General features: G+C 41.0%; 10 protein-coding genes. All 10 read right to left on the bottom strand.

Features of this window, described 5'->3' with window-relative positions:
* Positions 1 to 5: 5 nt before the first annotated feature.
* Positions 6 to 3,446, bottom strand: coding sequence for a SusC/RagA family TonB-linked outer membrane protein (locus IEE83_RS22005; RefSeq protein WP_194122641.1), 3,441 nt, complete (start codon positions 3,444 to 3,446; stop codon positions 6 to 8).
* A 284-nt stretch (positions 3,447 to 3,730) separates the two neighbouring features.
* Positions 3,731 to 4,858: a FecR family protein gene (locus IEE83_RS22000; protein WP_194122640.1), complete on the bottom strand. Its 1,128-nt coding sequence runs from the start codon at positions 4,856 to 4,858 to the stop codon at positions 3,731 to 3,733.
* A gap of 141 nt (positions 4,859 to 4,999) precedes the next feature.
* Complete coding sequence (locus IEE83_RS21995; protein ID WP_194122639.1) at positions 5,000 to 5,611, bottom strand: RNA polymerase sigma factor; 612 nt, start codon at positions 5,609 to 5,611, stop codon at positions 5,000 to 5,002.
* Positions 5,612 to 5,831: 220 nt separating this feature from the next.
* Positions 5,832 to 6,287 carry a RidA family protein gene (locus IEE83_RS21990; protein ID WP_194122638.1) on the bottom strand — a complete coding sequence of 152 codons (456 nt, stop codon included), beginning with the start codon at positions 6,285 to 6,287 and terminating at the stop codon, positions 5,832 to 5,834.
* A 36-nt stretch (positions 6,288 to 6,323) separates the two neighbouring features.
* Positions 6,324 to 7,805 carry a PQQ-dependent sugar dehydrogenase gene (locus tag IEE83_RS21985; protein WP_194122637.1) on the bottom strand — a complete coding sequence of 494 codons (1,482 nt, stop codon included), beginning with the start codon at positions 7,803 to 7,805 and terminating at the stop codon, positions 6,324 to 6,326.
* Between the two features lie 19 nt (positions 7,806 to 7,824).
* Entirely contained in the window at positions 7,825 to 8,259 is a 435-nt protein-coding gene (locus tag IEE83_RS21980) for a c-type cytochrome (protein WP_194122636.1), read from the bottom strand.
* A gap of 33 nt (positions 8,260 to 8,292) precedes the next feature.
* Positions 8,293 to 10,023 carry a PQQ-dependent sugar dehydrogenase gene (locus IEE83_RS21975; RefSeq protein ID WP_194123513.1) on the bottom strand — a complete coding sequence of 577 codons (1,731 nt, stop codon included), beginning with the start codon at positions 10,021 to 10,023 and terminating at the stop codon, positions 8,293 to 8,295.
* A 75-nt stretch (positions 10,024 to 10,098) separates the two neighbouring features.
* Complete coding sequence (locus IEE83_RS21970; RefSeq protein WP_194122635.1) at positions 10,099 to 10,650, bottom strand: RidA family protein; 552 nt, start codon at positions 10,648 to 10,650, stop codon at positions 10,099 to 10,101.
* A 36-nt stretch (positions 10,651 to 10,686) separates the two neighbouring features.
* Positions 10,687 to 11,934 carry an amidohydrolase/deacetylase family metallohydrolase gene (locus IEE83_RS21965; RefSeq protein ID WP_194122634.1) on the bottom strand — a complete coding sequence of 416 codons (1,248 nt, stop codon included), beginning with the start codon at positions 11,932 to 11,934 and terminating at the stop codon, positions 10,687 to 10,689.
* 44 nt (positions 11,935 to 11,978) lie between these two features.
* Positions 11,979 to 13,199 (bottom strand): aminotransferase class V-fold PLP-dependent enzyme, encoded by a 1,221-nt coding sequence (locus IEE83_RS21960; protein WP_194122633.1) that lies wholly within the window; start codon positions 13,197 to 13,199, stop codon positions 11,979 to 11,981.
* Between the last annotated feature and the right edge of the window lie 130 nt (positions 13,200 to 13,329).

Below are 13,329 nucleotides of genomic sequence, written 5' to 3'. Positions count from 1 at the left end.
AATGATTAAAATTTCACCATTAGGTTCACGCCCAGGCTTCTAGTTCTTGGCACACCAAATGCTTCAAGACCTTGTGCGTTACCATTTGTATAGCTCGATTCAGGATCGAAGTAGTTGTTTCTTTTGTCTTTGTAAAGAAGCAAAAGGTTACGTCCTACAAGTGAAACAGAAGCTGATTGTAATTTCAGGAATGACATTTTGCTAACCGGCAGGTTGTAGCTGAAAATAACCTGACGAAGTTTGATAAAGTCATTGTTGAAAGTGAACATCGAAGTGTAGTTCTTGTCGTTGTCGTAGTAAGTATCGATGTCAGCCTTAGCCCATGTTTTTGAGAAAGGAGCTCCTTCCGGCGTTACACCTGTTACTGTCAAACCATTGTCACGGCCAGGAAGTGTTTCTTTTGGCAAACCGAAACGGTAAGCGTACTGGTACATGTTTGAATAAACGATGCTACCGAATTTACCGTCAACAAGAATGTTCAAAGAGAAATTTTTGTATCTGAAAGTGTTTGTGATACCCATTGTAAGCGGAGGAATACCTCTTCCCAATTTTTCAAGATCACCTCTTACTGCATATCCGCTGGCTGTGTTGAAAACAACATTTCCGTTAGCATCCGTTTTTTTCTTGTAACCCCAAACTTCACCATAAGAACCATCAACAACGTTACGGATCGTACCGCCACCAACACCGTCACCCACAGTAAGACTTGGAAGTCCGTCAGCAAGTTTTACGATTTTGCTGTCGTTGTAAGCCATGTTATAGCTCACATCCCAGGTAAAGTTTGCCTTTTTAAGGGGTGTTCCTGTAAGCAAAAGTTCAATCCCTTTGTTGCTAAGTTCACCCACGTTCAAAAGAGCAGAGGTATATCCTGACGAAGCTGCGATTGAGCTTTGAACGATATCGTTTGTTGTTTTACGATTGTAAAGTGTCACGTCAACTCCGATACGGTTGTTAAGGAATTTCGCTTCAATACCTGCTTCGTAAGTAGTAGATGTAAGTGGTCTCAAATCCGGGTTTGGTACAAGAGACGAGCTCAATTGCTGAACCGGACGTCCGTTGTGGCCGCCTTGTGCCATGTTATAGCTTTGGTAGATCTGGTAAGCTGCTACGTTCGCGCCACCCACTTGTGCCCATGAACCGCGTAATTTTGCAAAACTTACAACCTCAGGCAATTTGAAAGCCTCAGAAAGAATCAACGTACCACCAATTGCAGGATAGAAAATGCTGTTGCTCGCTGTATTCAAAACCGAAAACCAGTCCTGACGACCAGACATTGTGATGTAAGCAAGTCCTTTATAACCTAAGTCAACCGAACCAAACAACGAGTTGATACCGCTTTTTGAATAAGAAGGTGTAGTTGTAGACGTTGCAAGGTTTGTAAAGCTGTAAAAATAAGGGATCGTAAATTCTGTACCATTGAACGACGTTTGGTCATAAATGCTTCTCTGCATATTACCACCTGCCAATGCTGAGAAACTAAGATTTTCAAAGAAATTGGTGTTGTAGTTCAAAGTAACCATTCCGTTGGTTTCAGAAGAAGTGATTTTCTTCGCTTCGTAAACCCCAAGTGGCTGGTAAGCATTGTTTGTCGGTACTACAAATTCATAGTTGAAGTTATAGTAATCCTGGCTTACGCTTGCTTTAACAAAAAGGTTGTCAAGGATATCGTATTTAATATTAGCCTGTCCAAGAAAACGGTTTTTTCTGTCTTCGTTTTTGAACTTGTTGATAACCATGTAAGGGTTTGGAGCAGCCGGAACAGGGTTCCATTCTACTTCTTTACCTGTTACAGGATCATATCCCGGAGCAAGGCTTCTGATATCAACTGTGTTAGCGATCAAATAAGTTGCCCAGTGCGGGTTGTAATCAGCATAACCAACTTTTGGACGGTTGTGGCCGTTTTCAATGTTGTACTGAACAACTGTTTCAATCGTAAGTTTTTTACCCAATAACGCATTCACGTTAAGGTTAGCAATTCTTCTGTTGAAAGTTGAATTTGGAACAATACTGTTTGAGCTTGTATTGTTTAAACCGAAACGGAAGTTTACAGTTTCGTTGCCACCTGTGAAAGAAAGCGAGTTGATATAATTTGTACCCGTTCTGTAAAAGTTTTTCAGGTTGTTTTTCTGAGGAGAATATGGGCGCATCTGGCCATCAAACTGGATAACTTGTGAGCCATCCATTTTTGCACCATATGACAAACGGCCTGAACTTTTCGCCTGAGTCTGAGTCAATGGTTTTACACCATCCACACCCTGGCCGTATTCATATTGCCAGTCTGGAATGATTGAAAGATTATCTGTTGTAAAGTTGGTATTGAATTCAACACCGATGCCTTTTTGAGCTTTTCCTTTTTTAGTAGTGATCAAAATTACACCATTAGAAGCACGTGCACCGTACAAAGCCGCTGCTGGTCCGCCTTTCAAAACGCTGATCGATTCGATATCGTCCGGGTTAATACCACCGATACCATCACCACGGTCAGTGTTGTTACCATTACCGTCAGATGCATTTCCACCACCTGGTGAGCTGTTATCCATCGGCATACCGTTGATTACGTACAATGGCTGGTTGTTACCGCTCAAAGAACCGTTACCACGAATGATGATACGGCTAGAACCACCAGGACCAGTTGCCATACCTGTTGCGTTAACACCGGCAATTTTACCTGTAAGAGCATTTGCAACGTTATTTTCACGAGCCTGTGTAAACTCACTACCTTTTACTTCTGTCACCGCGTAAGCAAGTGCTTTTTTCTCTTTCGAAATACCAAGAGCCGTTACAACAACTTCATTAAGCGCTTTTGCTTCCGGAGCTAATTGTACCGAAATATCTCCTTTTGCACCCACAGCTGATTCCTGTGAAGTATAACCAACAAAGCTGAAAATAAGCACAGCCGTAGAAAGTTCTCCGTCCGGAATGTCAAGAGTATATTTTCCTTCTGCGTTGGTTGAAGTTCCGCGTTGTGTTCCTTTTACAAGAACACTCACACCCGGAAGTCCTGAACCGGTTTCGTCCGTTACCGTACCCGTAACCACTTTCTTTGGAGATTCTTTTGGGGCCGAAATCTTCAATTCTGATGAAGCTTGTTCCCGTTTTAGAATGATACGGTCCTGAACTACTTCATAAGTAACGTTGTGCGGAGCAAGGATTTTTCCAAGAACTTCTGAAAGTGATTCGTCCTGGAATTTGAAAGTACCTTTCTGATTGTTAAAAATCTGTGGATTATACATGAACTTAACCTTGGTCACGTTTTCTATTTTATCGAGTACTTTATCGATCTCGGTATTAGATAAACGTAAGGTTACTTTTTGGTCAAGCACCCTCTGTCCATTCACGTCGGCGGCGTGGACTAAAGTAGTGAAGATCACTGCAAGTAAAGCTTGATACAGACTCATACGCATGATTTTCTGCAAAGCGTGTTGATAATGTATTGATTTTGACATAATTTTGTTTTTGTCGGGTTAATAAATTCGGCAAAATGATTCCCTTGTATCCGCGGCACGCGGAAGGTGTAATGAGCTTACAAATTGGGATGATTGGTCGTCGGTGATGTTGGCGCATCATCGACACTTTTTTTAATGGAGTCAGGGACAGGTTATCGTCATAGGCTATTCATTCAGATAGGTTTAAATAGTATAGGTTGCTTGGTTACTCTTTTTTCTTCTGGTAATCTTACTCTATTATTTTGTTGAGATGAGTGTAATCTGACCGGATAATTATTTTTTAACTATTGATTTTCAGATGGATATGAGCATCCTTTGCTCGAAATAATAATACTGGCATCAAGCTGTTCGTGTGTGGCGTTGATGGTACGGCAAATCAAATCTATTTTTTCAAACAAGGGTTCGTCTGACAGAGACGCTGTGAGGTAGCAGTTTTTCATGATTTCAGCATCAAAAAGAATTTTTACACCGTAAGATTGTTCCAATGCTGCGAAAACTTCTTTAATAGGAGTTCCTTTAAAGTTAAACGATTGTTTTTGAATTGGCAAGTCAAGTAATTCAGGATCAGCAATTAAACTCCTAGTAAATCTCAAATTTTGGGGAGAAAATACAATTTGCTGGTTTGGAGTAAGTACCATTCCGCCCAGCTTGTTATCCGCCTGCTGCGTTTCAAGATTTTCATCAGTTAAAGCAAAAACAGATACTTTTCCTGTTTTAACAACCACTTTAACATCTTTTTCAGTGTCAAAAGCGCTGATAATAAAACTTGTTCCTAAAACTTTGGTAACCAATCCGTTAGCGTATACGAAGAAAGGCTGTTCAGGATTTTTTGCTACTTCAAAAAAAGCTTCACCATATAGAAACACTTCCCGTTTATCTCCTGTAAAAGATTTTGGATAACTGATGCGGCTTTGAGGCTGCAAAAGCACCGAACTTCCGTCATGCAAGGCAACAAGTTTTGGCTTGTCTGTATTATTTACTTCCTGAATGAGCGGTTCCTTAATCTGGCTTATGATCTCTTTATACAGTGAATTGGTTTTTTCGGCAGGAGAATTTTTATTGATAAACCACCAGCCCAGACCAATCACCAATAAAACGGAGGCGGCCATATTGTACCATTCCGGACGAAGTATGAATCTTTTCGATTCTGCCTTGGCACTTTTTTCGCCAAGTGAATAGGACAAACGATGAATTTCTGTTGTCACCTCTTCATCTGATACTGCATCAAAGGAATTAAATACGGTATCGAGCAAGTGCGTCGCTTTATTTATCAAGTCCTTTTTATCAGGATTTTCAGACAGCCATGTTAACCAAAATGTGCCCTGTTCCGCATCATTGGAGATTTTCCAAAGTCGGAATGAAGGGTCTGTGGCCAGTTCTTCGGGTTGAAAATTTCTGTAATCAGGTTGCATAGATAAGCGTAGTAATTGCGAATTCAAATAAAGGATGCAGAAAAAGTATGTCAATACTCTTTTTTGTAAAATTATTTTTTGATTTTTTTTGAAACAGGGAAATAAACTACTGGTAAATGGAAGTTTGGAAGATGGGTAATGTTAATAAATTAACATATAAATTATTAGTATCCAGTTACTTAATAATGGAATCTGACTTTTTAAAGTGGTGATGGCTTTAAATAATAAATTGGCTACGGATTGACGATTAACCTGCATCATATCCGCGATCTGTTCATTTTCCAGACCTTCATAAAATTTCAGGAAAATAGCTTCCTTCTGGCGTTTCGGAAGTTCATTGATTGCATTTCTTACTTTACGCTGACTTTCATGATAGTTTTCTGTTTCTTCTATCTCAGTTTCGATGGTGTGATTGTCAGTCATTTCTTCAATCTCATCCAGGTCAAGGTATGGATAAACATGTTTGTTTCTCCTGAATTCCTGTAAGATCTGGTTACGGAGGGATTTTAAAAAATAGATTGTAACAAACTGTATATTAATAGTTTGCCTCTTTTCCCAAATATGCAGCATCAACTCCTGGATGGCATCTTTGATATATTCACGGTCGTTGGTAAAACTTGTAGCGTAATTGAAAAGCGTCCGGTATAATTTGTCGGCAAGCTGGCAAAAGGCACCACTGTCTCCGGCTTTTGATTGCTGCCAGAGATCCAGTAGAACTTCATTTTCTAAAAGAATGCGTTGCTTTTTATCCAAGAATATATGGGGTTGCTATTGTAAATTAACAGTCAATTTCTTGAAATAAGAAATTTAAGGCTTAGAAAATATTATTTGCCAGAATTATATATCGATTATTTATAGAAATTCGAAATAAGGTGAAATTTTTTATCGTTCAAATGGACAACATACTAAAGAAAGAAGTCAACTTTTTAAGTTGACTTCTTTCAATCTAAAAGTTATAACTGATATTCAGTGACTAGATATAAGCAATACAGTCAATTTCAACCAAAGAATTTCCCGGAACGCCTCCATAAACCGCGACAGTAGTACGAACTGGTGGTTTGTCACCAAAGCGTCCTTTGTAAGCTTCATTCATCGCTTTGTAATCATTCAGATCATGAAGAAAAACGCTGCATTTCAATACTTTGCTCATGGAAGAACCTGCCGCGATCAATTCTTTTTCAAGTTCATCCAAAACGTGTTTGGTATGTGCAGTAATATCTCCTTCAAAGTGAGCGCCTTTCCCTGCAACAAAAACCATATTATTAAATTTGGTATGACCAGAAAATAACGGAACATCCTGAATCGTCGTGATATTGCCAACTTCTTTTTCTGGCGTTGCGTCAGCTGCTTTTGCAACAGTTCCCAAACCTGCCACACCGGCTATGGATGTAAATAATTTTTTGAGGATCGATCTTCTTTCAGTTTTCATGATATGCTTAATTAGGATTCATTGTTAAGGATATTATTACGCTTTTTTCATTTTTTTCAAAACTTTGGCATCACCCGGTAAAGTGATTTTCCAGAGCGTCCCGCCTGATTTTGTTCCGCCTTGTTTTCCACCATATTCGATGATATACATGTCATTGCCAATCAGTATAGCGTCGGTAGGACTGGTAAAGTTATCGACAATTCTGGTAGTCTGGACTTTGTAATTGTCGGTTTTTTTGTCGTATATTAAATGCAAATGAAGCAAATCTTTTCCTTGTCTCCGCAATGCATTTGGATTTGCAGCACCTGCTTTTCCACCGCCGGCATAACGCATTACAAATCCGTCGCCCTTAAATTCTTTGGAAAGTGCATTATCTTTATCAAAAATTAAAGCCAGCGGAGAGGAGTGAGCGTTGAAAGTTCCAACCGTAACGCCTGTTGTATCTCCATCCATAACCAAGCCGGTTTTTCGGTCGCGGTATTCGTTTGCATCCGGACCAAGATTTTGAATTGCAGGCGTGAAAGTTACACCAGCCGGTCTTTTAGGGAAATCAGGATCATTATGGAAATATTTCATCAGCCAGGCAAAAGCAAATTTGCTCAGGAAAGGATCGGTATCCGGATTTGGCTGCCAATCAGGATTTTGCTGCGGATTTTCAATGCCACCCATCACCCACGGAAAACCATAATGATGCCCCTGACGGATCCAGAACATATCCTCCGGATGATCATAGTCACCTGAGTTAGAAACGGCAAAAAGATTTCCTTTTCCATCATAAGCGATATCGTAGGCATTACGGATCCCTTCGGCGTAGATATAGCCTTGTTCTTTTAATTTGTCAACATCGTCAACCAAAAGTAAATCTTTCGAGTCGATCGGGAAGCGGTAAATTTTTGTAGTTAAGGCTTTGTCACGTGCATCGGGATAAAGTCCGCCGTTGTCCTGCACTTCGCCGTGATCCGTTCTGGCACCAGAATTTACAACAATATATTTCCCGTCAGGACTGATTTCCATGGCATTCCAGCCGTGATCAAAAGTAGTTTTATTTGCACCATATTCAACGGTATTAAAAACAACGGTCATTTCCGGTTTTTCGTCGTTAGGTTTTAACTCATAACGAACCATTCTTCCCTTGTTCCCTTTGTTGTTATTTACGTTGATATTTCCGGTAAGGAAAAGTGTATTGTTATGAAAAGCTGCGCCTTGCAAGCGGGTAATTCCGTGATCAGCAGCAGTCAATATTTTTACACTTGTTGGCTGTCCGTCTTTTTTTACAATGTGAAAAACATCACCGTCAAAACTGGTATAATATAAATCGCCGCTTACCGGATTTTGAATTAGTCTTACAGCTTCCGGCTCTACTTTCATGTAAGCTTCCACCTTGATATCCTCGCGTAAAGGATGTGGCGTCTGCGTAGGCTGGTCGCGGCCTCCCTGTGCAAAATTGAAATGAGGAATGGTTAAAATTCCTAAGGCTAACAAATTTACTTTTAAAAATGGATTCAGGATTTTTTTCATTTTTCAGGTCTAGGAAATGTTATTCGGTTACGGACAATTTTCTCAGGTAAGCTACGAGCTGCCATCTTTGTTCGGCGGTGAAAACATCCTGGAAAGGTGGCATATTTCCTTTTCCGTTTGACATTTTCCAGAACAATGCGCCATTGGATTGTTTTTTAACCAGTGAATCATGGAAATTGGCAGGCTTTTGACCTAATGCACCACCAGCGGCGCCGTCGCCATACCCGGTTTCTCCATGACAGGAGGCGCAGTACAATCCAAATAATTCTTCTCCGTTGGCGAGTGTGAGCGGCTCATCATGATATGGGCTTACCAGTGTATCGGCCCAAGCCGGTGCAACCCAGCGGTCCTGACTGTGGTACGGATGCTGGTTTCCTTTGAAGGAGGACAAACCAACGAAACCGATTGCCCCTGAAAGTAAAAAGCTTGCGGCTATCTTTTTGTTTAAAATCATTTTAACGAATTTTGTTTAGGAATTTTATTTTTTTCAATCGGTTATATTCAACGCTTTACGTTCCTTTTTAATATCTTCTGCATCAATTGCAGACGCATTATTTCCAAAGCTTTGTCTGATAAAAGTTAAAACTTCGGCTATCTCCTCGTTTTTCAAAAAGCTGTGATTTGGCATAATGTTGTTGTACGGTTTGCCTTTTACTTCAACCTGACCATCCAGACCTTTTAGCAATACATGAATTAACTTTTTCTTATCGCCGGTAACCCATTCCGAACCAGCAAGCGGAGGGAATCTTTGAGAATCTCCCTGGCCATTTCTCTGATGACAAGCGGCGCAATAAACGCTGTACACTTTCCCGCCGGCAACCGGTTTGTCTTTGTCAAGATTGTCATTTACAACATCAGGCGTACGGATATGCGACATGGTTTTTCTCTTTTCCATTTGTGTCAAAGCTGTGGCAGCGAATTTGGATTTATCACCTTTGTAAGTGACTTTCCAGATTTTTCCTTTTTCAGTTTCAGCAAAATAAAGAGATCCATCCGGCCCCATTGCAATTCCCATTGGCCGGTAAGCAGCGTCACTGGTATTAACGATTGGATCTACGCCGGCAAAACCATCAGCAAAAACATCCCAGCCACCAGAGGGCTGTCCATTTGTAAAAGGTACAAAACCAATTATATAGCTGGACTGCGGATAAGGAGCACGATTTGTAGAGCCATGAAATGCTATGAACGCACCGTTTTTGTAACGGTCAGGAAATTGATTTCCCTGATAAAAAAGCAGATCATTTGGTGCCCAGTGACCAGGAAATCCAATCAGTGGTTTTTCATAAATACCGCAGTTTCCAACGATTTTTCCATCTCCGCCGTATTCCGGTCCCAACACTTTTTTCTGCTTAATCTGATCATAATAACAATATGGCCAGCCTACATTGGCGCCTTCTTTTATTCTCACAAATTCCTCGGAAGGCAAAACAGCACTTTGCCATGGAGAATAAACACCGGCCCAAAGACGCAATAAATCGTCTCGGCCATGCTGAACAAGATATAAATTATCGTCCGCATTATTCCAGTCCATTGCCACCACACTCCGGATTCCGGTTGCATAACGATAACCATCTTTTTGTGTCTGGTTTAATTTATTGGCATCAAAACGCCATACGCCGCCGTGATCTTCCAGAAACGGACAGGGCGTCATTCCCGCAGAATTTGGCATTCGGAATAATTCTTCGCAGGCATTGGAAGGTGCGCCGAAGGGGATGTACATATTTCCCTTGTTGTCAAAAGAAATCGGTTTTGCGATGTGCTCATGCATACCGTGTTCATGATCGTCGGTCATGATGATTTCTTCTTTTCCCTCAGGAATCAATTTTCCTGGTGTAAGTTTCTGACGATAAACGACGAGTTCGGAACTGTAATAAATGTAACCGTTATGAATCCGGACGCCGGTTCCATAACCGTGTTCTTTTTTAGAACCACCAAAACGTTTGATAATATCGGCGCGACCGTCATGATTGGTGTCACGCAGCGCGATGACAGATTCGTCCTTATTCGCAAACCGCGCTTTGACATAAATATCACCGTTATCATTCACGGCAATATGCCGTGCACGACCGGGAAGGCTGTCTACGACAACGACGGCTTCGAAGCCGTCGGGTAAAAAAAGTCCGCCATTTTTTGAATTTACAACGTCTGGCTGACGTCTGGTTACAAAGCCTGTAACAAGAATGACAAGTAAAGAGGAAGCAATTTTTAAGTTCACAATCGACGGGTTTAGGGAGGTGTCGAGGTAGGTTTTAGCTATTAGCGCCTGGCTTTGGTTTATGAAATAATTATTGGCTTATTTCAGTTCTACGATCATTTCGATTTCTACCGGAATATTTCCTGGGAGAGAACCCATTCCAACAGCTGAACGCGCGTGTTTTCCATTGTCTCCGAATATTTCAACCAACAAATCTGAACAGCCGTTGATCACCATCGGATGCTGGCCGAAATCTGGTCCGGCGTTAACCATACCCAGAAGTTTTACAATTCTTTTTACTTTGTTCAAATCACCGCCAAGAAATCCTTTCAATGTCGAAACAAGAGAAATTCCGGTCAGACGTGCGGCTTCTTTTGCTTGTTCGATTGTTAAATCTGTTCCAACTTTTCCAATGACTTGTCCGCCTTCCGGTTTGTCCGGTCCGTGTCCGGATAAATAAACAAGATTTCCAACCTGCACCGCTTTTACGTAATTGGCGATAGGAGCAACCGGTTTGATCAGTTTTATATTTTTCTCTTTGATCCGAGCCTCATAATCGGTAACCGCTTGTGCCTGTGCCGCGATGGATAATACTGCAAAGCAAAATGTTAAAGCCAGCGTTGACAGGGAAAAATTAGAAATCCTTTTCATGGAGTAATTTAAAGTTCAGTGAGTTTAGATGATATCTTATTTTGTTGTTGGTAACGCCATTCCGTTCAGGTCATAGACAATTTTTCCACCCATGATCGTCATTTCACATTCCAGTTTTTGCTTGCCTTCCATTTTATAACCTGTCCGGTCATAAAACCCGAATTTACCTTCGCGCATCGAAAATATTGCAATGTCAGCAATCGCGTTTTCAGAAAGATGACCCAGATTTTCGCGCTTGATAACCTGTGCAGGAGCCCAGGTACTTTCTTTGATAACGGTAGGAAGATCAACACCCATGACCAGGAATTTAGACATAATGCTCAGCATATCTTTCATCGAAGAATTCATGCTTCCGGTATGTAAATCAGTACTGATGGTGTTTGGAAGAAATCCGTTTTTGATAGCCGGGATAGCCTGGGAATAATTGAAACTTGCACCGCCGTAACCAACATCGAATATAATCCCTTTTTTACGTGCATCCAGCGCATACTGTTTTACTTTCCCGGTTTTTTCATCCACAATGGTTTCTCTCACATTTCCTTCCAGATTGGTGAGTGCATGTGTAAAAATATCTCCGGGACGAAGATATTTTGTAAATAATGTTTCAAGAGAAAGAGGTGGATTGTTTCCGCCAAAATCAATCATTACCGGCATATTAGCAAGTTTTCCTGCTTCAACAACACGTTCAATCGGTTTCCAGTCGGCGCCTACAAAATGTGCAGCTTTAAATCCAACAACATCGTTTTTGTTTCTGATAGCAACAGCCGCTGCCATATGTGAATCCATATCACTGGTATCCTGCTCATATTGTCCTCCACGCATTCCGGCTCCGACAATATTCAAAAATGATAATACGCGTGTTTTGGAATGTAGAATGACATTTTTTTTAAACTCAGGAAAAGCTTCCCAGCCAGCGCCGCCTGCGTCCACAATGGTAGTAACGCCAACGCGAAAAGTGAATCCATCCGGAGGCAATGCCACCAGACCATTACTTAAATAATGGTCTGGCTGAGTGCCGAAAAATACGTGTCCGTGGATGTCAATCAGTCCGGGCGTAACGTACATGCCCTTTGCATCAATTACTTTTGCAGCTTCTTTTGGATCAATATCCTTTGCTACTTTTTTAACTTTTCCCTCAAAAATCCCGATATCCATCACCTGGTTCAGGTTATTTTTAGGATCGATGACGGTGCCGCCTTTGATCAGAATGCTGTAAGTCTGGGCGTTTACAGAAAACGTTTTAAGGCAAATCAGACAAAGAATTAAGAAGTATTTATTGTTCATAGTGAAATTCAGGCTTAGGAAATAATTATTCAAAAGTCAGATTTTTAAACCGCTGCTTTTGATAATTCTTCTTTCAATCTTGCTGCTACAATTTTTTCTTCACCTGATTTCAACATCCATGAAGTGATGGTTAATGAACTGCCATCAGCCGGCATGATTTCAATCGACGGATTTCCGTTGCGAAGATTGTCCTGCAAAGTTTTTACGGGTAGATTAAGTTTGGTTAAATCCCAGGATACTTTCAAAGTTGGCGTATGATTTCCAAGTTCAGGAACGAAGGTTTCAACATTAACACCTTTCACACTTTTTGCAGCGTTACTGATCAAAGCGATGCGGTCTTCCCACATTTTCCATTCTTTTTTGTGATCCATTTTCACGAAGTTATCCAGCGCAACATACATACCCAGGATTTCTTCCTTGTTCACTTTCATACCGCGTCCGATTGTTGAGCCACGTGGAGGCATACTCAATCTTGCCGCTTCGATCAGATTCTTTTTACCCATCAAAATACCTGCGCTTTGCGGTCCACGCATCGCTTTTCCACCTGAAACACAAACCAGATCAAAGCCCATGTCATTGAATTTCCAAAGGTTTTCAACCGGAGGAACGTCGGCAGCCATATCGATCATTGTCGGAATTCCTTTGCTTTTTGCAATTTCAACCCACTTTTCATGTTTGATCTGTCCCTGATCCGCCTGGATATTTAAAAACCACATCAAAGCTGTTTTTTCATTAATCGCTTTTTCAAGATCTTCAAGCGTTTCAACAGAAATGATCGTACAGCCTGTATTTGTCAAAGCGTGAGAATATCCGATGTTGTGGCCCTTCTGGATAATCACTTCCGATTTCATTCCTGTACCTTCAAGATGCGGCAAAGCTTCTACTTTTTTTGGATCGATTCCGGTCAAAACACCGGCCAGTCCAAGCGTTAATGCAGAAAAGCAACCGGCGGTCACCACGGCTGCTTCTGCGTGTGTAAGTGCTGCAATTTTTTCGCCAACTTTGGTTTGTACCTCGTCAAGAATCATAAATTCTTTGGCAGCTCCCTGGATTGTCTCCACAACTTCATCCTGCATTAATGACCCAGTCATGAATGTGTAGGTACCCGCTGCATTAATAAAAGTACGTATGCCAAGTTCTTTGGCCAGATTTCTTACCGGAAGTTTTGTTGTCAGGCCAAGCGGTTCCAGACCGGACTGTCCTAAAATTCCACCAAGAAGAGGAAAAGTAGAAAGATGTTTGATTAATTCTCTACGATTTAGCATAATGTAGTTTGACAGGAAAAGGTGATTAGGTTGTGTCAAAATTTATTTGACAGATTAACAGGGAAAAGATGCATCAAATATGTAACGATACTCTTTTTGCTGTAATTATTTTTTTCGATTGACGAAATTA

The organism is Dyadobacter subterraneus (genome assembly GCF_015221875.1).
In the GTDB taxonomy this organism is placed as follows: domain Bacteria; phylum Bacteroidota; class Bacteroidia; order Cytophagales; family Spirosomataceae; genus Dyadobacter; species Dyadobacter subterraneus.
The sequence above is the reverse complement of the archived record's forward strand: the minus strand, read 5'-3'. Positions and strand labels throughout refer to the sequence as shown.

Coding starts and splice junctions, on each gene's coding strand:
- IEE83_RS22005 (WP_194122641.1), bottom strand. CDS start 3,446: ATGTCAAAATCAATACATTATCAACACGCTTTGCAGAAAATCATGCGT.
- IEE83_RS22000 (WP_194122640.1), bottom strand. CDS start 4,858: ATGCAACCTGATTACAGAAATTTTCAACCCGAAGAACTGGCCACAGAC.
- IEE83_RS21990 (WP_194122638.1), bottom strand. CDS start 6,287: ATGAAAACTGAAAGAAGATCGATCCTCAAAAAATTATTTACATCCATA.
- IEE83_RS21985 (WP_194122637.1), bottom strand. CDS start 7,805: ATGAAAAAAATCCTGAATCCATTTTTAAAAGTAAATTTGTTAGCCTTA.
- IEE83_RS21980 (WP_194122636.1), bottom strand. CDS start 8,259: ATGATTTTAAACAAAAAGATAGCCGCAAGCTTTTTACTTTCAGGGGCA.
- IEE83_RS21970 (WP_194122635.1), bottom strand. CDS start 10,650: ATGAAAAGGATTTCTAATTTTTCCCTGTCAACGCTGGCTTTAACATTT.
- IEE83_RS21965 (WP_194122634.1), bottom strand. CDS start 11,934: ATGAACAATAAATACTTCTTAATTCTTTGTCTGATTTGCCTTAAAACG.
- IEE83_RS21960 (WP_194122633.1), bottom strand. CDS start 13,199: ATGCTAAATCGTAGAGAATTAATCAAACATCTTTCTACTTTTCCTCTT.